The sequence below is a fragment of the Cupriavidus sp. FW306-1B-F12B genome, assembly GCF_058781795.1.
The window spans coordinates 201,245-225,676 of the sequence record NZ_JBYSXC010000003.1; the positions used below are offsets into that span (position 1 = coordinate 201,245).

26 protein-coding genes and 1 pseudogene are annotated in these 24,432 nt (G+C 68.0%); 11 read left to right on the forward strand and 16 right to left on the reverse strand.

The features are described from left to right. Nucleotides 1-5 precede the first annotated feature (5 nt). Nucleotides 6-674 carry an HAD family hydrolase gene (locus tag AC3WLE_RS07205; RefSeq protein WP_492319426.1) on the reverse strand — a complete coding sequence of 223 codons (669 nt, stop codon included), beginning with the start codon at nucleotides 672-674 and terminating at the stop codon, nucleotides 6-8. A 129-nt stretch (nucleotides 675-803) separates the two neighbouring features. Between AC3WLE_RS07205 and AC3WLE_RS07210 the strand changes: the two are divergent. Next, nucleotides 804-1,612 (forward strand): annotated as a pseudogene (locus AC3WLE_RS07210) (LysR family transcriptional regulator). A gap of 12 nt (nucleotides 1,613-1,624) precedes the next feature. On the opposite strand, the gene AC3WLE_RS07215 reads toward AC3WLE_RS07210, so the two are convergent. Beyond that, the gene (locus AC3WLE_RS07215; protein WP_492352422.1) at nucleotides 1,625-2,623 is read right to left on the reverse strand and encodes an AraC family transcriptional regulator; all 999 of its coding nucleotides are present in this window, start codon (nucleotides 2,621-2,623) and stop codon (nucleotides 1,625-1,627) included. A gap of 191 nt (nucleotides 2,624-2,814) precedes the next feature. Here AC3WLE_RS07215 and AC3WLE_RS07220 point away from each other — a divergent pair, with 191 nt between their 5' ends. From AC3WLE_RS07220 to AC3WLE_RS07230, 3 genes are read left to right on the forward strand one after another with little or no spacing between them, the layout of a single operon-like run. After that, the gene (locus AC3WLE_RS07220) at nucleotides 2,815-3,795 is read left to right on the forward strand and encodes a quinone oxidoreductase family protein (protein WP_492352421.1); all 981 of its coding nucleotides are present in this window, start codon (nucleotides 2,815-2,817) and stop codon (nucleotides 3,793-3,795) included. Nucleotides 3,796-3,820: 25 nt separating this feature from the next. Continuing rightward, nucleotides 3,821-4,669, forward strand: a complete 849-nt coding sequence (locus AC3WLE_RS07225; protein ID WP_492355873.1) for a TauD/TfdA dioxygenase family protein — start codon at nucleotides 3,821-3,823, stop codon at nucleotides 4,667-4,669. Nucleotides 4,670-4,680: 11 nt separating this feature from the next. Beyond that, complete coding sequence (locus AC3WLE_RS07230; protein ID WP_492355872.1) at nucleotides 4,681-6,327, forward strand: fatty acid--CoA ligase; 1,647 nt, start codon at nucleotides 4,681-4,683, stop codon at nucleotides 6,325-6,327. Between the two features lie 67 nt (nucleotides 6,328-6,394). On the opposite strand, the gene AC3WLE_RS07235 is transcribed toward AC3WLE_RS07230, so the two are convergent. Genes AC3WLE_RS07235 through AC3WLE_RS07250 form a run of 4 tightly spaced genes read right to left on the reverse strand, consistent with a single transcriptional unit; the run spans nucleotide 6,395 to nucleotide 9,453 of the window. Further along, entirely contained in the window at nucleotides 6,395-7,369 is a 975-nt protein-coding gene (locus tag AC3WLE_RS07235; RefSeq protein ID WP_439669490.1) for a Bug family tripartite tricarboxylate transporter substrate binding protein, read from the reverse strand. Nucleotides 7,370-7,422: 53 nt separating this feature from the next. Beyond that, nucleotides 7,423-8,139 carry a DsbA family oxidoreductase gene (locus tag AC3WLE_RS07240; protein WP_492319420.1) on the reverse strand — a complete coding sequence of 239 codons (717 nt, stop codon included), beginning with the start codon at nucleotides 8,137-8,139 and terminating at the stop codon, nucleotides 7,423-7,425. Beyond that, nucleotides 8,136-8,336 carry a DUF1289 domain-containing protein gene (locus tag AC3WLE_RS07245; RefSeq protein WP_010810818.1) on the reverse strand — a complete coding sequence of 67 codons (201 nt, stop codon included), beginning with the start codon at nucleotides 8,334-8,336 and terminating at the stop codon, nucleotides 8,136-8,138. Before AC3WLE_RS07245 ends, AC3WLE_RS07240 begins: the two co-directional genes overlap by 4 nt. 58 nt (nucleotides 8,337-8,394) lie before the next feature. After that, complete coding sequence (locus AC3WLE_RS07250; RefSeq protein WP_492319419.1) at nucleotides 8,395-9,453, reverse strand: beta-keto acid cleavage family enzyme; 1,059 nt, start codon at nucleotides 9,451-9,453, stop codon at nucleotides 8,395-8,397. A gap of 116 nt (nucleotides 9,454-9,569) precedes the next feature. Here AC3WLE_RS07250 and AC3WLE_RS07255 point away from each other — a divergent pair, with 116 nt between their 5' ends. After that, a complete protein-coding gene (locus tag AC3WLE_RS07255; RefSeq protein ID WP_492319418.1) occupies nucleotides 9,570-10,571 on the forward strand; it encodes an AraC family transcriptional regulator in 1,002 nt (333 codons plus the stop codon). A gap of 93 nt (nucleotides 10,572-10,664) precedes the next feature. Here AC3WLE_RS07255 and AC3WLE_RS07260 read toward each other — a convergent pair whose 3' ends face one another. From AC3WLE_RS07260 to argG, 4 genes are all read right to left on the reverse strand, one after another. After that, the gene (locus AC3WLE_RS07260; protein WP_035823417.1) at nucleotides 10,665-11,828 is read right to left on the reverse strand and encodes a porin; all 1,164 of its coding nucleotides are present in this window, start codon (nucleotides 11,826-11,828) and stop codon (nucleotides 10,665-10,667) included. Nucleotides 11,829-11,895: 67 nt separating this feature from the next. Further along, nucleotides 11,896-12,489 (reverse strand): RBBP9/YdeN family alpha/beta hydrolase, encoded by a 594-nt coding sequence (locus AC3WLE_RS07265; RefSeq protein WP_492319417.1) that lies wholly within the window; start codon nucleotides 12,487-12,489, stop codon nucleotides 11,896-11,898. A gap of 17 nt (nucleotides 12,490-12,506) precedes the next feature. Further along, nucleotides 12,507-13,847 carry an MFS transporter gene (locus AC3WLE_RS07270; protein WP_492355871.1) on the reverse strand — a complete coding sequence of 447 codons (1,341 nt, stop codon included), beginning with the start codon at nucleotides 13,845-13,847 and terminating at the stop codon, nucleotides 12,507-12,509. 234 nt (nucleotides 13,848-14,081) lie between these two features. Beyond that, nucleotides 14,082-15,407, reverse strand: a complete 1,326-nt coding sequence (argG, locus tag AC3WLE_RS07275) for an argininosuccinate synthase (RefSeq protein WP_013954052.1) — start codon at nucleotides 15,405-15,407, stop codon at nucleotides 14,082-14,084. 302 nt (nucleotides 15,408-15,709) lie between these two features. Here argG and AC3WLE_RS07280 point away from each other — a divergent pair, with 302 nt between their 5' ends. The 3 genes from AC3WLE_RS07280 to AC3WLE_RS07290 are packed head-to-tail and all read left to right on the forward strand — an operon-like array spanning nucleotide 15,710 to nucleotide 18,683. After that, nucleotides 15,710-16,873 carry a CaiB/BaiF CoA transferase family protein gene (locus tag AC3WLE_RS07280; protein WP_492355870.1) on the forward strand — a complete coding sequence of 388 codons (1,164 nt, stop codon included), beginning with the start codon at nucleotides 15,710-15,712 and terminating at the stop codon, nucleotides 16,871-16,873. 49 nt (nucleotides 16,874-16,922) lie between these two features. Continuing rightward, nucleotides 16,923-17,891, forward strand: a complete 969-nt coding sequence (locus AC3WLE_RS07285) for a tripartite tricarboxylate transporter substrate binding protein (protein WP_492355869.1) — start codon at nucleotides 16,923-16,925, stop codon at nucleotides 17,889-17,891. A gap of 15 nt (nucleotides 17,892-17,906) precedes the next feature. Beyond that, nucleotides 17,907-18,683, forward strand: a complete 777-nt coding sequence (locus AC3WLE_RS07290) for an enoyl-CoA hydratase (protein ID WP_479945785.1) — start codon at nucleotides 17,907-17,909, stop codon at nucleotides 18,681-18,683. Between the two features lie 15 nt (nucleotides 18,684-18,698). Here the strand turns inward: AC3WLE_RS07290 and AC3WLE_RS07295 are convergent, their stop codons facing one another. After that, the gene (locus tag AC3WLE_RS07295) at nucleotides 18,699-19,646 is read right to left on the reverse strand and encodes a LysR family transcriptional regulator (RefSeq protein ID WP_492352413.1); all 948 of its coding nucleotides are present in this window, start codon (nucleotides 19,644-19,646) and stop codon (nucleotides 18,699-18,701) included. Between the two features lie 265 nt (nucleotides 19,647-19,911). On the opposite strand from AC3WLE_RS07295, the gene AC3WLE_RS07300 reads away from it, so the two are divergent. The 3 genes from AC3WLE_RS07300 (at nucleotide 19,912) to AC3WLE_RS07310 (ending at nucleotide 21,302) form a co-directional block, all read left to right on the forward strand. Continuing rightward, nucleotides 19,912-20,337 carry a VOC family protein gene (locus AC3WLE_RS07300; RefSeq protein ID WP_492355868.1) on the forward strand — a complete coding sequence of 142 codons (426 nt, stop codon included), beginning with the start codon at nucleotides 19,912-19,914 and terminating at the stop codon, nucleotides 20,335-20,337. A gap of 86 nt (nucleotides 20,338-20,423) precedes the next feature. Beyond that, nucleotides 20,424-20,627 carry a SlyX family protein gene (locus AC3WLE_RS07305; RefSeq protein ID WP_492355867.1) on the forward strand — a complete coding sequence of 68 codons (204 nt, stop codon included), beginning with the start codon at nucleotides 20,424-20,426 and terminating at the stop codon, nucleotides 20,625-20,627. A gap of 120 nt (nucleotides 20,628-20,747) precedes the next feature. Then, the gene (locus AC3WLE_RS07310) at nucleotides 20,748-21,302 is read left to right on the forward strand and encodes a DUF1439 domain-containing protein (protein WP_013954058.1); all 555 of its coding nucleotides are present in this window, start codon (nucleotides 20,748-20,750) and stop codon (nucleotides 21,300-21,302) included. Between the two features lie 40 nt (nucleotides 21,303-21,342). Here AC3WLE_RS07310 and AC3WLE_RS07315 read toward each other — a convergent pair whose 3' ends face one another. The 5 genes from AC3WLE_RS07315 to AC3WLE_RS07335 all read right to left on the reverse strand — a co-directional run bounded on the left by AC3WLE_RS07315 (nucleotide 21,343) and on the right by AC3WLE_RS07335 (nucleotide 24,309). Next, the gene (locus AC3WLE_RS07315; protein ID WP_492363565.1) at nucleotides 21,343-22,242 is read right to left on the reverse strand and encodes a DMT family transporter; all 900 of its coding nucleotides are present in this window, start codon (nucleotides 22,240-22,242) and stop codon (nucleotides 21,343-21,345) included. 320 nt (nucleotides 22,243-22,562) lie between these two features. Then, entirely contained in the window at nucleotides 22,563-23,423 is an 861-nt protein-coding gene (locus AC3WLE_RS07320) for an NAD-dependent protein deacetylase (RefSeq protein WP_492353476.1), read from the reverse strand. Beyond that, the gene (locus AC3WLE_RS07325) at nucleotides 23,420-23,623 is read right to left on the reverse strand and encodes an oxidoreductase-like domain-containing protein (protein WP_492319408.1); all 204 of its coding nucleotides are present in this window, start codon (nucleotides 23,621-23,623) and stop codon (nucleotides 23,420-23,422) included. Before AC3WLE_RS07325 ends, AC3WLE_RS07320 begins: the two co-directional genes overlap by 4 nt. 77 nt (nucleotides 23,624-23,700) lie before the next feature. Further along, nucleotides 23,701-24,027 carry a hypothetical protein gene (locus tag AC3WLE_RS07330; RefSeq protein ID WP_010811186.1) on the reverse strand — a complete coding sequence of 109 codons (327 nt, stop codon included), beginning with the start codon at nucleotides 24,025-24,027 and terminating at the stop codon, nucleotides 23,701-23,703. 45 nt (nucleotides 24,028-24,072) lie between these two features. After that, complete coding sequence (locus AC3WLE_RS07335; RefSeq protein ID WP_010811185.1) at nucleotides 24,073-24,309, reverse strand: hypothetical protein; 237 nt, start codon at nucleotides 24,307-24,309, stop codon at nucleotides 24,073-24,075. Between the last annotated feature and the right edge of the window lie 123 nt (nucleotides 24,310-24,432).

Sequence of the window (24,432 nt, forward strand, 5' to 3'; positions counted from 1 at the left end):
GCTCCTCAGCGCGTGCCGGCATGGAAGGACCGCAACCATGGCAGTGCCGGCGCCAGCGTCGACGACTCGGCCTCAGGCGCAGGCGCGCCGCCGGGCAGGGCCAGGCCGACGCGGTTGTGCCAGTAGGTGCGCAGCCCGACGGCGGAGGTGCCGAACATGTCGTAGCCGGAGCCCGCGACAAACGCGGCATCCTCAGCACGCACGTCGAGCTTCTGCAGCGCAAGCCGGTAGGGACGCGGATCCGGTTTGTAGAAGCCGGCCGCTTCGGAAGTGATGACCACATCCCGGTCGATCCCCAGCAGGGCCGCGGCGCGCCGGCCCAGGCGCTCGGAACAGTTGGTCACCACCGCCAGGCGGCAATGCGGCCGCAGCGCCTGCAGCAGTTCGCGGGCACCGTCCCAGGGCGGCAGTTCGTCCCAATGCGCTTCCAGCGCGTCCGGGGCGCCGGGAGGCAGGCCGACCCGCGCGGCGGCCTCGCCCACCAGCTGCTCGTAGCCCACATAGGCGCCGCAGCCGTAGGTGAGCTTCAGGTACTCGGCGCGCCAGGCACGGCCCTGGGCCTCGGAGCCGGCCGCGGCATTCCAGACGGTCCAGGAGTCCAGCAGGGCGGTCAGCAGGTCGAACAGCACGGCGCGGGGCCAGGCGGGGGCGGTGGATGAGGCAAGTGTGTCCATGGCGTCCTTTGCGGGGCAGGTTGCGCGGAGGATTGGCAAGTTCCGCGCGGTTGTCTGAGGTTGCCAGTGTAGGTAGCGGATGGTCGCTCGTGGTTAAATCCGGGAACATCAATCGTTAAGCTGAAGTGAATGATCCAGATCGAGGACCTGCGCCTGGTCGAGGCGCTGGCGCAGTCGCCTTCGCTAAGCGCGGCGGCGCGCTCGCTGAACGTGACGCCGCCCGCGTTGTCGGCCCGCCTGCGCAAGCTGGAGGCGACACTGGGCCTGGCGCTGGCGACCCGCACCGCCAGGCGGCTGAGCCTGACGCCGGAGGGTGAGCGCTTCGCGCGAGAGGGGGCGGCCCTGCTGGCACAGCTCGACGCCTTGACCTGCGCGAAACGCCCTGGCCCGACCGGCATGACTCGGACGCTGTCATCCATATCGGCGCCGTGCGCGATTCGTCCTGGATTGCGCGCACGCTTGCGTCCAATACGCGCTGGCTATGCGCCAGCCCCGCCTACCTGCGCCAGCGCGGCACGCCCGCCGTGCCGCGCGACTTGCTCGAGCATGCCTGCATCTGCATCCGCGAGAATGACGAGGACGTGACGCTTTGGCGCTTGCGCCGGGCCGGCACCGGGCGGCGTACATCGGCGCGCGAGAGCGTGCGCGTGGTGCCGGCCTATACCAGCAATGACGGCAGCGTCGCGCGGGCCTGGGCCGAACAGGGGCTGGGACTGGTGCTGCGCTCGGAATGGGACGCCGCCGACGCGGTGGCGCGCGGAGCGCTGGTGCGCGTGCTGGCAGACTGGGAATTCGACAGCGCGCCGGTGACGCTGCTTGTTCCTACGCGACGGGGACGCACGGCGCGCGTGCAGGCGCTGATGCAGTTCCTGGAAGAGGCCCTGGGAAGCGGCAAGCGGAACCAGGTGCCGGCGCGCCGGGCCCGTCCGCCAGGCTGAGACCTTATCCCGCTACCCCCCTGCGTGATCCCTGCGCCAGCTGGCCGGCGCCATCCCGAACTGCGCAGAAAACCACCGGGTAAAGGAGCTGGCCGACCCATACCCCAGCAACTGCGACACCCGCAGCAGCGAATAGCGCGGGTTCTCCACGTACCGTCGCGCCAGTTCGCGCCGCACGTCGTTCAGGATCTCAGTAAAGGTCTCGCCCGCATCGTCGAGCTGGCGCTGCATGGTGCGCAGGCTCAGGCCCAGGCCCTCCGCCACGGCCTCGCAGGTGGCGCGGCCCATCGGCAGCATCAGGTAGATGGCGGCGCGCACTTCGTGGCCGATGGACTGCGGGTTGGCGCGTGGCAGCGTGTCGATGAACTGCTGCGCGTAGCGTGCCATGACCGGATCCGCCGTCGGGTTCGGCGCGTCGAGGTCGGCCGCGCGGCAGATGATGCCATTGCAGTCCGCGTTGAATTCCAGCGGGCAGCCGAACAAGCGGCGGTGGATGCGCAGGTCGGCCGGCGGCGCGTGCGTGAAACTCACGCCGATCGGCTGCCAGCGCGGACCCAGCAGCAGCGCGCACATGCGGAAGACGACACCGATGGCCAGCTCGGTGGCCTGCCGCGAAGGCGCGTCGCTGAGCACTTCCTGCCGGATGACCACGGCGCTGCCGGCATCCTCGAGCAACAGCGCCACCGAGTCGTTGACCAGGTGCCGGTAGCGGATGGTGGTGGCCAGCGCGGCGCGCAGCGTGGGCTGCTGGCTGATCAAGAGGCTCATCACGCCAAAGTCCGACAGCTGGCGCGACTCCGCCATGCGCAGCCCGAAGGTCGGGCAGGCCGAGGCCTGCGCGGCGGCTTCCAGCAGTGCCACGCAGGCGCTGAGCGGGACGCGCTGGTCGGGATCGTCCAGCCAGGCGCGCCGCAGCCGCGCCTGGCGCAGCAGCGGCTGCGGATCCAGGCCGAGGTCACGTGAAACCTCGAGGAAGTTGGTCAGTGCGGCTGCACGTATCAGGGTTTCCAAGCCAGCGTTGCCTTGCGATGAGATGTCTGTTGGCGGCGCAGTCTGCCCGCCCGCAGCAGCGATCATAGGGCCGCGTGGCATGAAATGCAAAGTCATCGGTAGCCAATGCAAAGCCACCCGGGGCAGCAATCTCTACAGTTCCCTGCAGCTGCAGCGTGTTCTGCACCAACCAGATTCCAGGAGACAAGACCATGGCAAACGTTGTCCGCATGTACGAGACCGGCGGCCCCGAAGTGCTGCGCTATGAACACATGGAAGTGGGCGATCCGGGCCCGGGACAGGCCCGCATCCGCCACGTGGCGGTGGGACTGAACTACGCCGACACCTACTTCCGCAATGGCACCTATCCCGTGCCGCTGCCCAGCGGCATGGGCGTGGAGGCCGCCGGCGTGGTGGTATCCGTCGGCCCGGGCGTGACCAACGTGGCGGCGGGCGACCGCGTCACCTACACCGGCTTCGTCAACACGCTGGGCGCCTACAGCACCGAGCGCCTGGTACCGGCCGCGCCGCTGATCCGCCTGCCCGAGAGCATTGCCTTCGAAACCGCCGCGGCCATGACCATGCGCGGGCTGACCTCGGCCTACCTGATGCGCCGCATCTATCCGTTCAGCCAGGGCGACACCATCCTGCTGCACGCCGCGGCGGGCGGGGTCGGGCTGATCGTTTCGCAGTGGGCCAAGCTGCTGGGCCTGACCGTGATCGGCACGGTGTCCACCGAAGCCAAGGCCGAAGTGGCGCGCGCGCACGGCTGCGACCACATCATCCAGTACACCCGCGAAGACGTGGCCAAGCGCGTGCGCGAGCTGACCGACGGCGTGGGAGTCTCGGTGGTATTCGACAGCGTCGGCAAGACCACCTTCATGGCGTCGCTGGATTCGCTCAAGCGGCGCGGCACCATGGTGTGCGTGGGCACCGCATCGGGCCCGATTCCGCCGTTCGACCCGGTGCTGCTGGCGATGAAGGGATCGCTGTTCCTGACGCGCCCGGCGCTGGCCGACTACATCGCCGACCCCGCGGAGAAGCAGGCGCTGGCGGGCGAGCTGTTCGACCACGTGGGCGCGGGCCGCATCCGCATCGGCATCAACCAGCGCTATGCGCTGGAAGACGCGGTGCAGGCACACCAGGACCTGGAGGCGCGCCGCACCACCGGTTCGTCGATCTTCGTCATCTGAGAACAACAACAGAGGAGACCACACCATGCATGCAGAACCCCTGACCTGCACCATCGGCGCCGAACTGAGCGGCGTCAGCCTGGCCGACGCATCACGCGACGCCGGCCTGTTCGCCGAGATCAAGGCGCTGCTGCTGCAGCACAAGGTGCTGTTCCTGCGCGACCAGGACATCACCCGCGCCGAACACGTTGCCTTTGCGCGCCGCTTCGGCGAACTGGAAGACCACCCGGTGGTGGGCAGCGACCCGGAACACCCGGGCCTGGTGCAGATCTACAAGTCGCCCGACAGCAAGGTCGAGCACTACGAGAACTCCTTCCATTGCGACGCCACCTGGCGCCAGGCGCCGCCGATGGGCTGCGTGCTGCGCTGCGTGGAAACGCCGGCAGTGGGCGGCGACACCATCTGGGTGAACATGGGCGAGGCCTACCGGCGCCTGCCGCAGGACATCAAGGCCCGCATTGAAGGCCTGCGCGCCAAGCACAGCATCGAGCACACCTTCGGCGCCAATATGCCGCCGGAGAAGCGTGCGGCGCTGGCGGCGCAGTTCCCGATGGTGGAGCATCCCGTGGTGCGCACCCATCCGGAGACGGGCGAGAAGATCCTGTTCGTCAACGCCTTCACCTCGCACTTTGCCAACTACCACCGCGACGACGTGGTCCGCTTCGGCAAGGATTTCATGCCCGGCGCGGGCGATCTGCTGCACTACCTGTGCGCGCAGGCGGAGATCCCGGAGTACCAGGTGCGCTGGCGCTGGAAGAAGAACAGCGTGGCGATCTGGGACAACCGCTGCACCCAGCATTACGCAGTGCAGGACTATGCGCCCACGGTGCGCAAGATGGAGCGCGCCGGCATCATCGGCGACGTGCCGTTCTGAAGGAGGCAGACATGCAACCAAACCTTGTGTCTGCGGCGCCGCAGGCTTACGCCTATCCCTTGCTCGTCAAGCAACTGCTGCTCAATTCGCTGTCGCTCTACGGCGACCAGCAGATCACGTACCGCGGGCAACTGCGCCATAGCTATCGCGAATTCCGCCAGCGTGTCGGCCGGCTGGCTTCAGCGCTGGCCGCGCAGGGGGTGGCGCACGGCACCACCGTGGCGGTGATGGACTGGGACAGCCACCGCTACCTGGAATGCTATTTCGGCGTGCCGATGATGGGCGCGACGCTGTTCACGGTCAACGTGCGGCTGTCGGCGCAGCAGATCCTGTACACGCTGAACGATTCCGGCGCCGAGGTGGTGCTGCTCCATCCGGACTTCCTGCCGGTGATGGAAGAGATCCGCGGCCAGCTGACCAGCGTGCGCAGCTTTGTCCTGCTGGCCGACGGCCAGCAGGTGCCGCCGACATCGCTACCGTTCAGCGGCGAGTATGAGGCCCTGCTGAGCGCGGCCTCGCCCGACTTCGACTTCCCCGAGTTCGACGAGAACACCCGCGCCGCCACCTTCTACACGACGGGCACCACCGGCGATCCCAAGGGCGTGTGCTACAGCCATCGCGATATCGTGCTGCATGCGCTGGCCTCGGCCACCAGCCTGTGCGCGCCGCGCGAAGGACAGCGCCTGCATCGGGAAGACGTCTACATGCCGATTACGCCGATGTTCCATGTGCTCGCCTGGGGCATCCCGTATGTCGCGGTCATGCTCGGGCTGCGCCTCGTGCTGCCGGGGCGCTATGCGCCTGACATGCTGCTGCAGTTGCGCGAGACCGAGCGGGTCACGTTCTCGCACTGCGTGCCGACCTTGCTGCAGATGCTGTTGCAGGCGGCGCAGGCAAGCGGCCAGGACCTGTCGGGCTGGAAGCTCATCATCGGCGGCTCGGCGCTGCCGGCGGCCTTGTGCGAGGCTGCCCTCGAGCGCGGCATGGATGTGTTTGCCGGCTATGGCATGTCGGAGACCGGCCCCATCGTCGCGCTGGCCCAGTTGCCGCCGGGCGACGCGCCTCGCGACCACGAGACCGAAGTGCGCATGCGCTGCTCGACGGGCCGGCCGGTGGCGATGGTGGACTTCCGCCTGGTGGATGAATCGATGCACGACGTGCCGCGCGACGGCCAGGCGCGCGGCGAGATCGTGCTGCGCGCACCGTTCCTGACCAGGGCATACCACGGCAAGCCCGAGGCATCGGCCGAGCTGTGGGCCGGCGGCTACCTGCATACGCAGGACATCGCGGTAATGGGGGCCGACGGCTTCGTGCAGATCGTCGACCGGATCAAGGACGTGATCAAGACCGGCGGCGAATGGGTCTCGTCGATCGAGGTCGAGAGCCTGGTCACGCAGGTGCCGGGCGTGCAGGAGTGCGCGGTCATCGGCGTGCCGGACGCCAGGTGGGGCGAGCGGCCGATGGCATTCGTGGTGCGCAAGCCAGGTGCAACGGTGACCGCGGATGCGATTCGTGCGTCGCTGCTGGTGCGCGTCGAGGCCAACCGGCTCAGCAAGTACGCCGTGCCGGAATCTGAGCGGATCCTGTTTGTCGACGAGATCCCGAAGACCAGCGTCGGCAAGATCGACAAGAAGCGCTTGCGCGGCACCCGCGCCTGAGCCGGCAGCAGGAAGAAGAAAGGGCAGCCTCGGATGAGGCTGCCCTTTTGCGTTGCCGGGAACTGACTCAGGGCTGGATATTGAACGCCTTGACGATGCCGGCATTGCGCTCGAACTCCGTGCGCACTGATTCGCTCAGTTGCGGCAGGGGCTGCGCCGGCAGCGGCTCATAGCCAAGCGCCTCCATGCGGTCACGCACCTTGGCAGAAGCCGCAGCCTTGTAGGCAGCCGCGTGGACCTTCTCGGCCAGTTCGGGCGACAGCTTCGACGACGCAATCACGCCCACCCAGTTGCTGAACTCCATGTCGGGGTAACCCATTTCCGCAAAGGTCGGCACCTGCGGCAGCAGCGCCGAGCGGCTCTTCGACGCCACGGCATAAACCTGCACCTTGCCGGCACGGATCATCGGCAGCGAGGTCACCATGCCGTCGTACATCACGGCGATCTGATTGCCCATCACCTGCGTCAGCGCCGGCGCGGAACCGGCAAAGGGCACATGCTGCAAGTCCAGCCCGGCCTTCTGGTTCATGATCATGCCCGCGTAGTGCGAAGCGGTGCCGGCGCTGTAAGAGGCAAAGCTGAGCTTGCCCGGATTGGCCCGGGCGTAGCTGACCAGGCCCTTCAGGTCCTTGGCCGGCAGGCCAGGCGCGCCAATCATCACCATGCGCGAACGCGCCACGGCGGCGACGGGCCTGATGTCTTTCAGCGGGTCGAACGGCTGCTTGAGCACATGCGGGATCTCGGTCAGCACATTGCTGGCGGTGACCATGATGGTCTGACCATCAGCGGGCGCGGCCAGCATGGTAGTGATGGCAATGCCGCCGCCGGCGCCCGGCTTGTTGTCGACCACCACGGGATGGCCTAGGTCCGCCGACAGCTGGTCTGCCAGCAGGCGCGCGAGCACGTCCATGGTGCCGCCCGCGGGGGCGGGCACCAGCATCCGGACCGGCTTGCTGGTCCAGGCCATGGCAGCGGGAGCCGCCAGCGCCAGGCCGGCCGCCACGGCGGCGATGCGCAGCAGGAATGAAGGGTGGGTGGGCATGTTGTCTCCGTTATGTAGTATGGATCTTCTGTCCAGCATTGCCGGGCGCGGCGTCACCGGGCGGTGAGCGCGATGCCTGGCGGGGGTGGGGAAGCGGGAGATGCGCGGGCCAGCGCCCGCAGCATTGCCTCCAGCAAGGCACGCGGCGGCCTGGCGCCGGCGATCGGCGGCGCACCGTTGATCACAAAGCGTGGCACGCCCAGGCCGGGATTGGGTAGCGGCACCTCCTCGCCATGCAGCGGCGGCAGCCATGCCAGGTCTTGCGCAGTGGCTGGTGCCGCCGCTTGCGGCATCGGCATGCCGGAGGCGATCGCCGCGGCGTGCAGCACGCGTGGATCGCCGAGGTCCTCACCGCGCAGGAAGTACCCTTCAAACAATCGGTCGATCAGCACGGATGCGGCCGCTTCGCCACCAGCCTGGCGCGCATACCGGATCAGGCGATGCGCAAGCACGGTGTTGGGCAGCACTTCGATGCGGTCGAGTTCCAGCGTGATGCCGGCCTCGCGCGCGGCGGCGCACACCTGCGCCTTCCGCAGCGCCACGGCTTCGGCACTGCCGAGCCGCGCCAGGCTGAACTTGCGATAGGGGATGCCGGCAGGCGGCAGCGTCGGAAACAGGAGAGAGCTGCGCCATTCGACCGTGACTGCTACATCGGGCCGTTGCTGGGCCAGTTGCGCCAGCGCCGTTTCAAGATGGCGCTTGCCGATCATGCACCAGGGGCAGACCAGGTCGAACCCGACCTGGATGAAGAGGGAGACGGGCTGGTTCATGGCAGAGCGCCCGTAGCGGCACGCTGCCCGCGGCGGGCCGGCGCCGCCGCCAGCACTTGCGCGCGTTCGGCCTCGCTCATCTGCGCCCAGCGCCCGATTTCCAGCCGCGTCCTGGCGCAGCCCTGGCAATAGCGGTTGGCGAGGTCCATGCGGCAGATGTTGATGCAGGGATTGGCGAGGGCGTCAGGGTGATGCATCACGAACTCCGGTAGTGCATGGCAAGGGCCGGCCGTTATGCCGGCCCTGCGGCCAGGGTCAGGCCGCCGCGCGCAGCGGCAGGTTCTTCTGCCCTGCCTTGCGGTTGGGCGCCATGCCATTGGCTTCCAGCGTGGCGTCGGCGCTGTCGTACCAGGTGCCGATGCGGTAGATCTCGCGGGCTTCCTTGCCGGATGCGATCTCGCGGCCCAGTTCCTGCGCCACGCGCACGCACTGTTCGATCTGCTGCACCGAGGTCATGCGCTTGCCGTGCTGGTCGATGATGGTGTCTTCGATGCCGCAGCGCGGGTGCAGGCCCATCGCCATCGCCATCATGTTGAACGGCAGCACGTTCTTCAGCAGCGACTCGGCGGTCAGCGTGCAGCCGTCCGGCGCGCGGTGCACGAAGTTGAAGAAGTTGAACGGGTTGGGGCCGTCGAAGCCGCCGCCGATGCCGATCCAGGTCAGGTTCAGCGGGCCGGTGTAGATGCCGGCGCGCACCAGCCGCTCCAGCGTTTCCAGCGCGTGCATGCCGGTCAGCTGGAAATGCGGCTGGATGCCCGAGGCCTGCAGCCGGCGCAGGTGCTCTTCCACCCAGCCCGGGCCGGCCGGCACGGTCATTTCGCGATAGGCGGCCTGGTAGGCCGGGTGTTCCAGCGAGGTGCCCTTCAGGTATTCCGGATAGAGCAACTCCATGATGTTCATCTGCGTGGTGTTGATCGCCACGGTCACCTGGTCGGGCTTGGGCTCCAGCTCCGCCAGCATGTGGCGGGTGTCGTCGGACAGCCACTTGGCCGCCTGGCCGTCGTCTTCCGGCGCAAACGAGATCGAGCCGCCCACCTGGATGATCATGTCCGGCACCGCGGCGCGCACGCCGGCGATCAGCTCGTTGAACTTGGACAGGCGCTTGGAGCCCTTGCCGTCCGGTTCGCGCACGTGCAGGTGCAGCACCGTGGCGCCGGCGTTGTAGCAGTCCACGGCTTTCTGAACCTGCTCTTCCATGGTGACGGGGATGTCTTCGGGGAAGTCCTGCGGCATCCATTCCGGGCCATAGGGGGCAACGGTGATCACCACCTTGTCCATGTTTTCGGGGTGCAGGGAATCGTCAAGGAATTGCATGGATGGCTCCGGTTGGTTAGTGGTTGGAGTATCGGTGAACGACCGGCCGCGATTTGACGATTGGGGACATCCGATTTACATTTCGGGACACTCAGGGAAAGCACGGAATCCGCCCAATGTCCTACTATCTGCGCAGCGCCAGCCTGACCAATTACGTGGAAGTCGCGCGTTCGCTGGGGCTCGATCCATACCAGCAACTGAGGGCGGCAAAGATCAACCGCTCGGTGCTGCTCGATCCCGATATCCGCATCCCCGCGGCCTCGGTCGGCCGCTTGCTGGATGCGTCGGCACACGCCACCGGGGCCGACGACTTCGGCCTGCGCATGGCCGAGCTGCGCGAGTTCTCCAACCTCGGCCCGCTCGCCTTCGTGGTGCGTGAAGAGCCCACGCTGCGCCGCGCGCTGGAGTCGATGGTCCGCTACATGGGCCTGCAGAATGAGTCGCTGTCGATGCGCATCGAAGACAGCGATGAACTGGTGATGATCCGGCTGCAGGTGCTCACCGAAGCGCCGGGGACCTTGCGGCAGGCCGCCGACCTCGCGGTCGGCGTGGTGTTCCGGATGCTGAGGCTGTTCCTGGGGCAGTCCTGGCGGCCGCGCAGTATCTGCTTCACCCACCCCGCGCCGGCCAACGCGGCCACGTTTTCACGCGTGTTCGGCATGCCCTGCACCTTCAACCAGGATTTCGACGGCATCGTCTGCCTGGCCTCGGACCTGGAGGCGCCGTTGCCGTCGTATGACCCGGTGATGGCGCAGCAGGTCAAGCACTATCTCGGCACGCTGCTGGCGCAGTCGACCGCGGCGACCATGTCGGACATGGTGCGCAAGCTGGTCTATGCGCTGCTGCCCACCGGACTGTGCTCGGTCGAACGCGTGGCCCAGCACCTGAGCGTCGACCGGCGCACCGTGCATCGGCGGCTCGGGCAGGAACATACGACCTACTCCGACATCCTTGCCGAGGCCCGTGCCGACCTGGTGATCCGCTACCTGGAGAACCGCGAGCGTCCGCTGTCGGAAGTGGCTGCGCTGCTGGGGTTTTCGTCGCTGAGTGCGTTTTCGCGGTGGTTCAGCGGGCGTTTTGGGCGCAGTGTGTCGGCATGGCGGGCGCAGGTGGGGTAATTGAGGAAAGGTCCTTTGCGGATTTGAGGGTGGTGGCTGTTGGCGGTGTGGTTGATTGGGCTGTCGCTATGCAACAATCCAACAGCAGCCAACTCAGAACTTGTGCCGCATCCCCAAAGCCACGCCAACCATGCTGCGCTGCCCGTTGGCCGCAGCATAGCTGTTGCCCAACGACAGGCTGTTGGCATAGACCGTGGCCAGCGACTCCAGCATCAGCCCGGCATTGCGAGCATAGGCCGTAGACAGGTACACATCCGTGCGCCGCGAGAACGCATAGTTGGCAACAAAGGCAACCTGCCACGGATTGGCCACCTGCGTATTGCCGAACAGGCTCCTGACATTGTCGTAGTTGTACTCCAGCGTCAGCCCCACGGCGGGGGTGACCTGGTAGTTGGCGCCGATCCAGTAATAGTCATCGCGCTGGATCACCACGTCAGCGGCATTCTTGTTCTGGCCCCAGCGATAGCCACCCATGATCTTGGCCGGACCGAAGGCATAGCTCGCCGCCACGACCGCCTTGCGCACGGTGCCATTGCTGGTGCCGATGGTGGGGTTCCACTGGTCATAGCCGATAGTGGCGCCGAACGGCCCGGTGGCATACGCCAGCGAAGCCCCGTAGGCGGTGTCACGCCGGAACTGTCCGGGCACTTCGCCATTGCCGCCGATCGGCGTGGCAATGCCAACCGTTTGCGGCAGCGCCAGCCCGGCGCCGAACGACCAGTGTGCGCGCGCCGTCAGCGGACCGAACTGGCCGGTGTACTTGACCGTGTTGTCCTCGCGGAAATTGGCGCCCGCCTGCAGCACCACCGGTTCATATTGCGTGGCGTAGGCAGTAGGCGAGAAGTTCGCCAGCGCTTCAAAGATCGACGTGTACTGGCGGCCCAGGCTGAGCTGGCCGATGCCGGCGCGCTGCAGCGCGACAAAGGCCTGGCGGCCGAACAGGCGGCCGCTCTGCTGCATGGTGCCGTTGTCCAGGCTGAAACCGCTTTCCAGCACGAACGACGCCTGCCATCCCGCACCAAGATCTTCCGCGCCGCGCAGGCCCCAGCGCGACCCGGACAGCCCGCCCGAGGCCATGCGGAACACCTTGTCGCCCGGCCCCGGGTTGAAGCCGTTAGTGGCAACCGGCACAGCGCCGACGCGGTTCACGTATTCGACGTTGACGTCCGCCACGCCATACAGCGTGACTGACGATTGCGCGGCGGCCGCGAGCGGGCAGCCCAGCATCAGGGCCATCACGGTGCTTCTGGTTTTCATTTATCTCCTCCTTGATTGCCCGGCCTTTGCGGCCGGATTCTTTTGTTGTGCCGCGGATGCGGCGGGGTCACGAATCGCGCGTGACCAGGGTGCCCAGTTCCGCCAGCAAGTCATGGGCACGCGGCCACGGGCCGTAGCCCGCGGCAGGGTTGAGGTGGCCGACGTTGCCCAGGTCCACCAGGCGGCCGCCCCATGCGGCGGCCATCTCTGCGACACGCGCATGGCTGGCCAAAGGGTCGTTGCCGCTGGCAGCAACCAAAGTTGGGAACGGCAGAGGCGCGAGCGGCGTCGGCAGCCAGCCCCCCTGCACCAGCGCGTCCTGCGCCGGATAGCCGGGCGGCAGCGGCTGCGAGAAATCCGGCGGCGTCACCAGCAGCGCGCCCAGGATCTGGCGCTGGTGCCGTGCCGCCCAGTGCACGGTGATCATCACGCCAGCGCTGTGCGCGACCAGCACGACCGGCTTGTCGATGGCCGCCAGTGCCGCATCGAGTGCAGCGACGCGCGCCGCGCAGCTGAGCTTGTCGTGCTCCAGCGGCGGCACGCAGCGGACGTCGTGCCCCTGCGCCTGCAGTTCGGCTTGCAGCAGCGTTTGCCAGTGCTCGGCGACGTGGTCGCGCAGGCCCGGCACCATCAGGACAGTGTGGGTGGGTGTAGCAGTCATGGTCGGATTGGAAAGAGTCAGGCAGGAACAACGTCGGGCACAGCGTGGCCATCCAGGCGGCGCAGGTCCGCCGCGTAGTGCCGGCGGCCAAGGCAGAACAGCAGGGCCGCGGCCGCACCGGCCAGCGGAATCCATTGCAGCGCGCCGGTCAGGCCAATGTGGTCGGCCAGCACTCCGGTCAGGAACGGTCCCGGCGCCAGCCCCAGCAGGTTGTTGATCAGGGTCAGCGTGGCAAACGCGGTCGCATGGATGGCAGGCCGCGTCAGGTTGGCCACCATCGCGCTGGCGGGGCCGGCGGTGCCGCCCACCACCAGCATGCCCGCGCCGATCAGCACCAGCTGCACGTGGCCCGCGGGCAGCCGGAACGCTGTCATCAGCAAGACGCAGCAAATCACGCTGTAGGCGATGGCCATCTGCCATTTGCGCGCGGGCACGCGCCGCGCCACGCGGTCGGTCAGCGCACCGCAGGCCACCATGCCTACGCCGGCCACCAGTACCAGCATTGCCGCGGCCACGCCGGCGCGCCCGGTCGCCATGCCGTAGTCGCGCGACAGGAAGCTGGGCAGCCAGCCCAGCAGCGCCGCCATCACCAGCAGTTGCAGCGCACTGCCCGCGCAGGCGCAGAGCATGGAAGGCACCGTCAGCAGCTCGCGCACGATCCGGCGCGGCTCCAGTTGCCGGGCCGAGGCCGCCGCGTCGCCGTTGGCCGCGCCCACACGTTGCTGGAGCCCGCGCAGCCGATGCTCGCTGATGGTCAGGTAGTAGAGCGCCACCATCACCAGGCCGAAGCCGGCGATCCCGGCAAAGGCGACGCGCCAGCCAAAGTGGGCCGACAGGATGCCGCCCAACCCCATGCCAAGCACCGAGCCGAAGGCACCGCCGGCAATAAACGCAGCGCTGAGGCTGGCGCGCAGATGGCGCGGGAACACCGACACCACCACCGCGATACCCACGCTGCCATACGCCGCCTCGCCGATGCCGACGCAAAGCCGCGCCAGGAACATCTGGCCGAAGCTGTCCGCCACCGCGCAGCCCAGCGTGGCCAGGCTCCACAGCGCCGCCATCAGGATCAGGCTGCGCACGCGTCCCCAGCGGTCGGCCAGCAGCGACAGCGGAATCGCGAGCACGCCCACCATCAGCGCCACCACGCCGCCGAGCGCGCCCAGCTCCGTATCACCGAGCTGCCATTCGGCCTTCAGCAGCGGAAACACCGCGTTGAGCACCTGGCGCGACATATAGTCCGACAGCAGCAGCGCGAACGTCAGCGCAAAGACGAGCCACGCATAGCGCGGTCCGGCAGCAGCCGGCAGGACCGGCGTGGCCGGCTCTGCGGCAAGGGCAAGGCGGGGTCTGGACATGGGCGTCTCCGGAAGCAGACCGGCGGTCTTCGCGCCGCCGTGCGTTCACAGCCCGCCCCCGAAGGGCGACGAGCGCACGCAGTATCTGGCGATCGGGACCGCGCGGTTTGATATTCCGGGACGTACGTTTGACATTCCGGGACAGCTGGGGAAAACGCCGAGACGAAAAAAAAAACCGGCACCCGAAGGTGCCGGTTTCTCGCTGGCCCGCCGTCAGGCGAGGCGCGGCGACGCTCAGTCTTCCAGCTTCGGCAGCGAGGCGCTGACCTTGGTCGACAGCAGGCCGCTCTTGGCATACGTCTGCAGCTTCTCGCGCGTGTCGACGATATCCAGCGTGCGCATGGTCAGCTGGCCGATCCGGTCCAGCGGCGTGAACATCGACTCGCCCTTTTCCATGGTCAGCCGTTCCGGCTTGTAGGTCAGGTTCGGCGAGGTGGTGTTCAGGATCGAGTAGTCGTTGCCGCGGCGCAGTTCGATGGTGACTTCGCCGGTGATGGCGCCCGCCACCCAGCGCTGGGCGGTTTCGCGCAGCATGATGGCTTGCGGGTCGAACCAGCGGCCCTGGTACAGCAGGCGGCCCAGGCGGCGGCCGTTGTCGCGGTACTGCTCGATGGTGTCTTCGTTGTGGATGCCGGTGATCAGGCGCTCGTAGGCGATGAACAGCAGCGCCAGGCCCGGGGCTTCGTAGATGCCGCGGCTCTTGGCTTCGATGATGCGGTTCTCGATCTGGTCGCTCATGCCCAGGCCATGGCGGCCGCCGATGCGGTTGGCTTCCATGAACAGGTCGACGCTGTTGGCGAAGGTCTGGCCGTTCAGCGCGACCGGCTGGCCTTCCTCGAAGCGCACGGTGACTTCCTCGCGCTTGACTTCCACGTCATCGCGCCAGAACTGCACGCCCATGATCGGCTGCACGATGCGGATGCCCGAATCCAGGTGCTCCAGGTCCTTGGCCTCGTGGGTGGCGCCCAGCATGTTGGAGTCGGTCGAGTACGCCTTTTCGGCCGACATCTTGTAGTCGAAGCCGTTCTGGCGCATGAACTCGGACATCTCGGCGCGGCCGCCCAGTTCATCAATGAACTGCTGGTCCAGCCACGGCTTGTAGATCTGCAGGCCGGGGTTGGTCAGGAGACCGTAGCGGTAGAAGCGCTCGATGTCATTGCCCTTGAACGTGCTGCCATCGCCCCAGATATTGACACCATCTTCCTTCATCGCAGCAACCAGCATGGTGCCGGTGACGGCCCGGCCGATCGGGGTGGTGTTGAAGTAGGTGATGCCGGCGGTCGAGATATGGAACGCGCCGCACTGCATGGCGGCGATGCCTTCGGCCACCAGTTGCGTGCGGCAGTCGACCAGGCGGGCTTCCTCGGCGCCGTAGGCCTTGGCGCGGCGCGGGATGTCGTCGTAGTCGGGCTCGTCGGGCTGGCCCAGGTTGGCGGTGTAGGCGTAGGGGACAGCGCCCTTCTGGCGCATCCAGAGGAGTGCCGCGCTGGTGTCAAGGCCGCCGGAGAAGGCGATTCCGACGCGCTGGCCGGAAGGAATGTGCTGCAGGATGGTAGTCATCGCCAGAAAATCTAAGTGAATTTGTCGGCTCTTGGGCGGGCTTCCAATACGCGCGCCGGGGCGGCGGGAAGCACGGCGACGCGGCCGGCCGAGTCACGTGCCGCGTCAGTGCCAAACGCGAATTGTGACACGGCAGCGCCCACGCGCCAAACGCCGGGGCTGGCGGGGGCGCCGGCGCCACCTGCATCCGGGCCTGCCGGACCATTCAAATCCCGCGAACGCGCCCTTCAAAACTCTCGACTGGTTCGCGCCAGGACCCCTCCCTATACTCCGCCGCACTGTCGTCTGAAAGCGGAGTCGTCATGCTGCATCGTGCCCTGGAAGGAGTCCGGGTCCTGGACCTGTCGCGCATCCTGGCCGGTCCCTGGTGCACCCAGAACCTGGCCGACCTGGGCGCCGAGGTGACCAAGGTCGAGCACCCAGAGCGCGGCGACGATACCCGCGGCTGGGGCCCGCCCTACCTGGAAGCGCCCGAGGGCAGCGGCGACACCCAGCGCCTGTCCGGCTACTTCATCTGCTGCAACCGCGGCAAGCGCTCGGTCGCGATCGACTACGGCACGCCTGAGGGCGCGGCGCAGGTACGTGAGCTGGCGCGCGAGGCCGACGTGCTGGTCGAGAACTACAAGGTCGGCACGCTGCGCCGCTACGGGCTGGACTACGACACGCTCAAGGCGCTCAACCCGCGCCTGGTCTACCTGTCGATCACCGGCTTCGGCCAGAGCGGGCCGATGGCGGACAAACCCGGTTACGACTATGTATTCCAGGGCATGGGCGGGCTGATGAGCTACACCGGCCAGCCCGACGGCACGCCCGGCGCCGGGCCGCTGCGCACCGGCGTCGCCGTGGTCGACCTGAGCACCGGCATGTATGCCACCTCCGCCGTCCTGGCCGCGCTGTACCAGCGCCAGGCGACCGGGCTGGGTGCGCACCTGGATATCGCGCTGCTCGATGTCGCGGTGGCGATGAACGCCAACCAGGCCGCCAACTACCTGGTGTCGGGCCAGAACCCGCAGCGCAGCGGCAACGCCCATCCCAACTGCGCGCCCTATGAGGTGTTCCGCTGCGCCGACGGCCACCTGATCCTGGCGATCGGCAATGACAGCCAGTTCGCGCGCTTCTGCGCCGTTGCCGGCATGCCGGATCTTGCGCAGGACCCGCGCTATGCCACCAATTCCGCGCGCATCGAACACCTGCCCGCGCTGCGCGCCCTGCTGACCGATCTCTTCCCCACACGCACCCGCGCTGCGTGGACCGATGCCTTCGATGCGGCCGGCGTGCCCTGGGGGCCGATCCACACCATGGCCGAAGTCTTTGCCCACCCGCAGGTGCAGCACCGCGGGCTGATGCAGACGGCCGAACACCCCGTCATGGGCCGCGTACCCATGGTGCGCAACCCGATGCTGGCCGGGCACGACCTGCCGCTGCCACCGCCGCCGCTGCTGGGCGAACACAGCCCGGCAGGCTGAACGGCGCGCAGCTACCCACGAGACCGAAAACACCGATACGGAGACACCGATGAAACCAACCTTCACCGCCATCGCGCTGCTGGCTGCATGCGCAAGCGGCGCCGCGCATGCCACCGCGTATCCCGACCGGCCGATCAAGCTGATCGTCCCCTATGCCGCCGGCGGCACCACCGACATCATCGCTCGCATCGTCGGCACGCGCCTGGGCCCGGTGCTGGGGCAACCGGTGGTGGTCGAGAACCGCCCCGGCGCCGGCGGCGCCGTTGGCAGCGCCTACGCGGCCAAGCAGCCGGCCGACGGCTACACGCTGGTGATGGAGGTGGAGAGCTCGCACGCGGTCAATCCCAACGTCTACCTCAAGACCGCCTACGACCCGGTCAAGGACTTCGCGCCGGTCAGCAACCTGGCCGACGTGCCCAACGTGCTGGTGGTCAACCCGGCGTTCCCGGCCACGGATTTGCAATCGTTCATCAAGCTGCTGAAGGCCAACCCCGGCAAGTACTCGTTCGGCTCGTCCGGCAACGGCGGGCTGAGCCATATGAACGGCGAGCTGTTCATGAACGCCACCGGCACGCGCATGCTGCACGTGCCGTACAAGGGACTGGGCCCGGCGCTCAACGATGCGGTGGCGGGCCAGATCCAGGTGGTGTTCGACAATATCCCGTCGTCGTCGGGCCTGATCCAGGGCGGGCGCCTGAAGCCGCTGGCGGTCGCCGCGAAGCAGCGGCTGAAGGTGCTGCCCAATGTGCCGACCTACGCCGAGGCCGGCCTGTCGGCGATGAACAACCCGTCGTGGTTCGGCCTGGGTGCACCGGCAGGCACGCCCGCAGCCATCCTCGACAAGCTCAACGACGCCGTGCGCCAGGTATTGGCCGAGCCGGATGTGATCGCCGCCATCGAAAAGCAAGGCGCGATCCCGGCACCGACTTCGCGCAAGGCCTTCGGCGACCTGATCCGGGCGCAGAATGCGCACTGGAAGCAAGTCGTCGAGGACATCCACTTCACCAAGCTCCAGTAAGCCACAAGGAACGACATGAGCGCACTTCAGCAAGAACCGCACGCCGGCGTCGAGATCGACGCGCGCGGCATCGCCACCGTCACCATCCGCGAGGCGGGCTCGCTCAATATCCTGAGCACGCCGGTGATCGCATCGCTCACGCGCGCCATCGAAGCGCTGGCCGGCAATGACGCGGTACGCGTGCTGGTGCTGCGCGGCGCCGGCGAGAAAGGCTTTGTCGGCGGTGCCGACATCAAGGAAATGGCCGCGCTGGACCGCGCCAGCGCCGAGGCCTTCATCAGCGGCCTGCGCCGCCTGTGCGACGCCGTGCGCCACCTGCCGGTGCCGGTGATCGCGCGCATGCCGGGCTGGTGCCTGGGCGGCGGGCTGGAACTGGCGCTGGCGTGCGATATCCGCATCGCCGCCGACAACGCGCAGCTGGGCATGCCGGAAGTGAAGGTCGGCATCCCGTCGGTGATCCACGCCGCGCTGATGCCGCGCCTGATCGGCAATGCGCGCACGGCGTGGATGCTGCTGACGGGTGAGATCTCCGACGCCGCCGAGGCGCTGCAGTGGGGGCTGGTGAGCCGCGTGGTGCCGCTGGCGGAGCTGGACCTGGAAATCGAACGCGTGGCCGCGCTGCTGGCCGGCTTTGGCCCGGCCGCGGTGCGCCAGCAGAAGCGCCTGCTGCGCGAGTGGGAGGATGCGCCTCTGGAAGTATCGATCAACAACAGCGTGACCGAGTTCGGCAGCGCCTTCGACACCGGCGAGCCGCAGCAGCACATGGCCACCTTCCTGAACCGCAAGCGCTGAAGCGCGGGGCAGTGCTTACGGCGCCGTAGCCGCCACGGCGCCGCCTTCGCGCGTGGCCACCACGCGCGGATCGTTCAGCAGGAACTGCGCAAAGGCCTCGGCAAACGCCGGCAGCTTGCCGTCGGCGCGCACGATCAGGTTCAGTTCGCGCAGGGCCCACGGCTCTGCCAGCCGCACCCCCACCACGCGCGCCTCACGCAAGGCCTGCGCCGCCACGCTGCGCGGCACCAGCGCCACCCCCACGCCGGCCTCGGCCAGCGACAGCACCGCATCGAAGCTGTGCGCATGCAGCCGCACGTTGGGCCCCTTGCCCGCGCGCTGCGCCATGTCGCGCAGGAACAGGAAGTTGCTGCTGGTGCGGCTCATGCAGACAAAGTCGAAGGCCAGCGCCGCGCCGAAGCGCACTTCAGGCTCGCGCGCCAGCGGGTGATCGGCGGCCACCGCAAGGATCAGCTCGTCGCGCGCGTAGCGCACCGAGCGCACCCCGGTGGCTTCACCGCCCGTCTGGAAATCGCCTGCCAGGATGCCGACATCGGCTTCATGCGCCGCCACCGCCGCCAGGATCGACTGGCTGGCGCGCTCCTCCAGGTCGATGTTCACATCCGGGTTGGCCAGCAGGAAGCGGCTCACGCTCGGGATGATGAAGCCGTTGAGCGAACTGCTGTTGGCCAGCAGCCGGATATTGCCCTTCAGCCCCGCCGAGAAGCGCCCCACCTCGCCATGCATGCGCTCCACGCCAAGCAGCAGCTCGCGCACATGAACCAGCAGGGTTTCACCGGCCGGCGTCAGCTCCATGCCGCGCGCGGTGCGCAAGAACAGCGGCGTGCCCATCGCGTGCTCCAGGTTCTTCAGCCGATAGCTCGCCGCCGACGCGGTGATATGCGTGGCCGATGCGCCACCTGACAGGCTTTGCGCATCGGCAATGGCCTGGAACAGGCGCAGGTCGGTCAGTTCGTAACGCAAGGCAACTCCGTTTGGGGCGGGACGGTCGAAAGGATTGGCGCTTGGTGGTGTCGCGGCCATTCTAGTGCAGCACCGTGGGCTTCCCGCCCGCCATCCGGTCCGCACACACTCCGCCCATTTAATGTGGACGTCGTCCATTTTCTTTGCTAAGGTATTGTGGACGGCGTACACAAAAGCATGCGCCAGTTGCCAGCGCGCCGCCTGATTCGCGCGCCATGCCGATATCCACGGCCGCCCGAGCGGCGGCCTACCTACAGGAGTTGTCATGCAAGTCCAGCCCTATCTGTTTTTCGAAGGCCGTTGCGATGAAGCCGTCGAGTTCTACAAGAAGATTCTCGGCGCCAAGGTCAACATGCGGATGACGTTCAAGGACAACCCGGAGGCCGACAAGGGCGGCGAGGGTTGCCAGCCCGGCGCCGGCACCGAAGACAAGGTCATGCACATGGAGTTCCAGATCGGCGAGAGCGTGATCATGGCCTCCGACGGCCGCTGCTCGAACCAGCCCAACTTCCATGGCTTCGCCCTGTCGATCAACTACCCTGACAAGGCCGCGGTCGAAAAGGCCTTCAACAGCCTGAAGGAAGGCGGCCAGGTAGTGATGCCGCTGGACAAGACTTTCTTTGCAGACCAGTTCGGCATGGTCACCGACCGCTTCGGCATCATGTGGATGCTGCTGTCGGCACCGAAGTAAGCCGCGCATCGCGCAGGTTTTCCGGCAGCGACGCGCCCCTTGAGCGTAAGGGCTTACAATGCGCCGCCTGCCGGAGAAACCACGCCATGGACGATCGCATCAACGAACTCGAAATCAAGCTCGCCTTCCAGGAAGACCTGCTTGATACCCTGAACTGCACCGTGGCGCGCCAGCAGCAACAGATCGACCTGCTGCAGGAGCAGTTCCGCGCGCTGTACCAGCAGGTGCGCAGTGCCGCCACCACCGCGGCCGAAGCCGACCCCCAGCAGGAAATCCCACCGCACTACTGATGGACGCGGCCCGCGCCATGCAGGCCGATCGCCGATGTGACGGAACGCCACCCCGCCCGCGCGGTCTGACAGGCTGACTCCATCCACCGCCGCCCTCGACAGGCGCGCCCCATCCGCCACATGCGTGTGAAACCTTCCCTGCTGATTGCCGCCGCCTGCGTCGCTGGTGCCTCCTCGGCGCTGGCCGGCTACAACATCTGGACCGGCGAGTACTCCCTCTCCCGGCAGGAACTGCAGACCGCGCTGGACCAGCGCTTCCCCGCCACGCTGCGCTACGCCGAAGTCGTAAGCGTGCAGCTCAGCCATCCCCGGCTGGTGCTGGACGAGGCCAACAACCGCGTCACCACCCATGTCGACGCACGCCTGACCAACGCCTTGCTGCCCTCCCCGCCGGTAGACGGCAAGCTTGCGCTGAACAGCGGCGTGCGCTACGACCCGGCCAAACGCGCGGTGCTGCTCGACAACCCGACCGTACAGCAGGTGGAAGTCGCCGGCATGGGGCAATACCGCGAACAGCTCAACGCCATCGGCGCTGTGGTCGCGCAGCAGTTGCTGAAGGACTATCCGGTCTATACGTTCAAGCCCGAGGAACTGCGCGTCGGCGGCAAGGACGTGGAGCCGGGGGCGATTACCGTGGGCAAGGATGAGGTGCGGGTTGAGGTGAAGCAGCGGTAGGCATAGCCTGCGGACCAGGCTCGCTCCCTCTTCCTCTGCCTCAACCCCGCCCACCTCTGAACACCACCCCCAACCCCGCCAGCACCGCACCCATCCCGGCCATCGCCAGCGGCGCCATCCGGTTGCCCAGCAGCAGGTAGTCGAGCACCGCCGTGCCCGCCGGCACCAGGTAGAACAGGCTGGTGACGTTGACCAGGTTGCCAGCGCGGATCAGACGGTAGAACAGCAGCGTCGCGCCGATTGAAATGACCAGCGCCAGCCACAGCAGCGGCGCAGCAAAAGCCAGCGAAGCATCGAAGGCGAAGGGCTGGAACGGCAGGCACAACAGGCAGGCCGCGAGGCTCGCGCCGTACTGCAGCGGCAGCACTTCCGCGGGTGCACGCGTGATGCGCTTCTGCAGGATGGCGCCGACGGTCATGCTGGCGAGCGAGGCCAGTGCGCACAGCACGCCTGGCAGCGACAGCCTGGCCGGCAGCAGGCTGTCTGCCACCACCATGGCCAGCCCGGCGAGCGCGAGGGCAAGGCCCGCCATGCGAGCGGCGCTGAAGCGCCGCTCGGTCAGCAGCAGCGTCAGCATCGGCTGGGCGCCGAGCACGGTGGCGAGCACACCGGGCGTCATGCCGTGGTCGAGCGCAAGGAAGTAAAAGACGGAGTAGCCGCCGATCAGCAGCAGGCCGGTCACGGCGGTGTACAGCCGCTCGCCGCGCGGCGGCAGCAGGCGGTGCCTGGCCAGGCCGATCGCGCCAAGCACGGCGCAGACCAGCGCGAAGCGCAGCGTCAGCAAGGCGAAGGGCGTGGCGTGGTCGAGGGCCAGCCGGGCGGCGATGGCGCCGCTGCTCCACAGCAGCACGAAGAGGGGCGTGGCCCAGGCGGAGGTGTTGGTGGCGCGTGTGCCGGCGGCGGCGTCGAATTGCGCCGCGCAGTCTTTGTCGGTTGTCATGGATGTCATCTGTCGTCAGCTTGGCAGGCTCCGGCGACGCGCATGCGGCCATGGCACGGTGGCAGCACGCGCAGGCGTGCGGCTGCCGTGCGCGCAGGCACACGGATGCGGGACTACCGGAGACGAATGAGGCTGGGGGGCGTGCCCGTCAGCCGCGCGGCGGCGGCGCGACAGATGTGAACGCAGGCTGGCGACGCACGCATGGCCACGCGCGGCCCGGGGGCGCGGCGTTGACGGGGCGTTGGCGGTCTGCGGTCATGGTGGGAATTGAAGACTTCGAAGAAGTAGTCCGGCGATGCTATGCCTGTGCGGCCATCGCGTCAACGCGATTCTGTTGTGCGCTGCTCCAGCCGGGACACCAGCGCCTGCAGCGTCGGCGCGCATCCGGCCTCCACCTTCAGCGCCAGCATCGCGTCCGCCCGCGTGGTGCCCAGGTTGAGCGCGGCCACGGGCTTGCCCATCTGTCCGGCCCAGACGCAGAAGCGGTAGCCGGAATAGACCATCAGCGACGAACCGACCACCAGCATGGCATCCGCTGCTTCCAGCGCCGCGCGGGCGGCATCGACCCGCGGGCGCGGCACGGATTCGCCGAAGAACACCACGTCCGGCTTGAGGATGCCGCCGCAGCGCCCGCACTCGGGCACGCGGAACTGCGCGAACAGCGGCGATTCGAAATGCACGTCGCCATCGGCGGCGGGCTCGGCGATCACGTCGCGCAGCGCGGCGTTCTGTGCCAGCAGCCAGTCCTGCAGGCCGGCCCGGTCATGGCGCGTGCCACAGTCCAGGCAGATGGCACTGGCCAGGCTGCCATGCAGTTCGATCACGCCCTCGCTGCCGGCGCGCTGGTGCAGGCCGTCGACATTCTGCGTGACCAGCGCCGTGAGCCGGCCCGCGCCAAGGCGCGACAGCGCATGGTGCGCGGCATTGGGCCGCGCCTGCCACGCCACCGGCCAGCCCAGCATGCTGCGCGCCCAGTAGCGCTGGCGCCCCGCGTGCGAGCCCAGGAAGGCCTGCAGCGTGATCGGCTGCGAGCGCTGCCACTGGCCGCGCGCGTCACGGTAGCCGGGAATGCCGGAATCGGTGCTGATGCCCGCGCCGGTCAGCACGAACAGGCGCGGGTGGCGCTGCACGAAATCGAACAGCGCGGACGTCGGGTGCGGGGGTTGCAGCGGCTCGCTCAATTTGCCGGATCCTCGGCATGGCGCGCCGCCTGGCGCGCTTCCCAGGCGCGCAGCTCCTCGCGGTAGCGGTCCATCTCCTGGTAGTAGTAGTCGAAGATGCAGGGATCGCAGCCGGAGCCGCAGCACTCGTCATCGCCGGGCCGCTCTGGCGGCACCGGGCGGGGGTCGTCGGGGGGCACGGCGGGGGACGCTTGGGACACTGACAGTTTGCGAACAGGCGCATTGGCGGATCAACCGCCAGTATATTCCCGCCGGCCCCGGCCTGCCGCCGGACCCCTCAGTGGCTGAGCAGCCCCTCGCCGACCGGGATCACCAGCGCCGTGCCCGCCAGGCAGGCGATGTCGTCCTCGGCAAGCCGGCGCGACACCACGCTGGCCAGCCTGGCGCCGATGCGGGCAAGTTCGGCGGCGTCGGCCAGGTAGACGGCGTCGATCACGCTCTGGTCGAACTGCAGGGCCGCGCTCAGGCGGCAGCGTCCGGGCGAGCCGGCCGGCTCGGCCTGCCAGCTGACCTGCACCTGATTGCCGTCGCTGCGGTGGTATTCGGCCGACATCGGAAACAGCCGGCAGGTATGCTCGCGGGCCCACTCGACCAGGGCAGTCATGGCGATTCCCCTTTGGCGGGACAGCGCGTCCGCCGGTACGCCGCGTCAGCGGCTCAGTACATGGTAGAGCCAGTCGTGCGCGCGTGCCGGCACGCCCAGCGCGCTGGCATCGATGCGCCGCCCCTGCACCCGCAGTGTGCCTTCGTGCAGGGCATCCACCGCTGCCTGGGCATCCGGGAACCTCCCCATCACGCCATTGCCCAGCATCAGCATCCAGTCCTTCTCGCGGGGAATGAGCGTGAGCTGTCCCGCGGCGGTCTGGCAAAAGAAATAACCGTACATGCACCCCCCAAGCACCTTGCCTGTATCCATCCTAGTGCAGGGCACCGCGGGGTCGCGTGCCGATCTGCACGCTTCCGAACGGCGTGATGAATTGTTTTTGCACGGCCGCGAGTGGGCGGCCTG

Coding starts and splice junctions, on each gene's coding strand:
- AC3WLE_RS07205 (WP_492319426.1), bottom strand. CDS start 674: ATGGACACACTTGCCTCATCCACCGCCCCCGCCTGGCCCCGCGCCGTG.
- AC3WLE_RS07330 (WP_010811186.1), bottom strand. CDS start 24,027: ATGACTGCCCTGGTCGAGTGGGCCCGCGAGCATACCTGCCGGCTGTTT.
- AC3WLE_RS07290 (WP_479945785.1), top strand. CDS start 17,907: ATGAGCGCACTTCAGCAAGAACCGCACGCCGGCGTCGAGATCGACGCG.
- AC3WLE_RS07300 (WP_492355868.1), top strand. CDS start 19,912: ATGCAAGTCCAGCCCTATCTGTTTTTCGAAGGCCGTTGCGATGAAGCC.
- AC3WLE_RS07270 (WP_492355871.1), bottom strand. CDS start 13,847: ATGTCCAGACCCCGCCTTGCCCTTGCCGCAGAGCCGGCCACGCCGGTC.
- AC3WLE_RS07335 (WP_010811185.1), bottom strand. CDS start 24,309: ATGTACGGTTATTTCTTTTGCCAGACCGCCGCGGGACAGCTCACGCTC.
- AC3WLE_RS07235 (WP_439669490.1), bottom strand. CDS start 7,369: ATGCCCACCCACCCTTCATTCCTGCTGCGCATCGCCGCCGTGGCGGCC.
- AC3WLE_RS07280 (WP_492355870.1), top strand. CDS start 15,710: ATGCTGCATCGTGCCCTGGAAGGAGTCCGGGTCCTGGACCTGTCGCGC.
- AC3WLE_RS07285 (WP_492355869.1), top strand. CDS start 16,923: ATGAAACCAACCTTCACCGCCATCGCGCTGCTGGCTGCATGCGCAAGC.
- AC3WLE_RS07260 (WP_035823417.1), bottom strand. CDS start 11,828: ATGAAAACCAGAAGCACCGTGATGGCCCTGATGCTGGGCTGCCCGCTC.
- AC3WLE_RS07265 (WP_492319417.1), bottom strand. CDS start 12,489: ATGACTGCTACACCCACCCACACTGTCCTGATGGTGCCGGGCCTGCGC.
- AC3WLE_RS07225 (WP_492355873.1), top strand. CDS start 3,821: ATGCATGCAGAACCCCTGACCTGCACCATCGGCGCCGAACTGAGCGGC.
- AC3WLE_RS07315 (WP_492363565.1), bottom strand. CDS start 22,242: ATGACAACCGACAAAGACTGCGCGGCGCAATTCGACGCCGCCGCCGGC.
- AC3WLE_RS07305 (WP_492355867.1), top strand. CDS start 20,424: ATGGACGATCGCATCAACGAACTCGAAATCAAGCTCGCCTTCCAGGAA.
- AC3WLE_RS07310 (WP_013954058.1), top strand. CDS start 20,748: ATGCGTGTGAAACCTTCCCTGCTGATTGCCGCCGCCTGCGTCGCTGGT.
- AC3WLE_RS07240 (WP_492319420.1), bottom strand. CDS start 8,139: ATGAACCAGCCCGTCTCCCTCTTCATCCAGGTCGGGTTCGACCTGGTC.
- AC3WLE_RS07230 (WP_492355872.1), top strand. CDS start 4,681: ATGCAACCAAACCTTGTGTCTGCGGCGCCGCAGGCTTACGCCTATCCC.
- argG (WP_013954052.1), bottom strand. CDS start 15,407: ATGACTACCATCCTGCAGCACATTCCTTCCGGCCAGCGCGTCGGAATC.
- AC3WLE_RS07255 (WP_492319418.1), top strand. CDS start 9,570: ATGTCCTACTATCTGCGCAGCGCCAGCCTGACCAATTACGTGGAAGTC.
- AC3WLE_RS07220 (WP_492352421.1), top strand. CDS start 2,815: ATGGCAAACGTTGTCCGCATGTACGAGACCGGCGGCCCCGAAGTGCTG.
- AC3WLE_RS07250 (WP_492319419.1), bottom strand. CDS start 9,453: ATGCAATTCCTTGACGATTCCCTGCACCCCGAAAACATGGACAAGGTG.
- AC3WLE_RS07245 (WP_010810818.1), bottom strand. CDS start 8,336: ATGCATCACCCTGACGCCCTCGCCAATCCCTGCATCAACATCTGCCGC.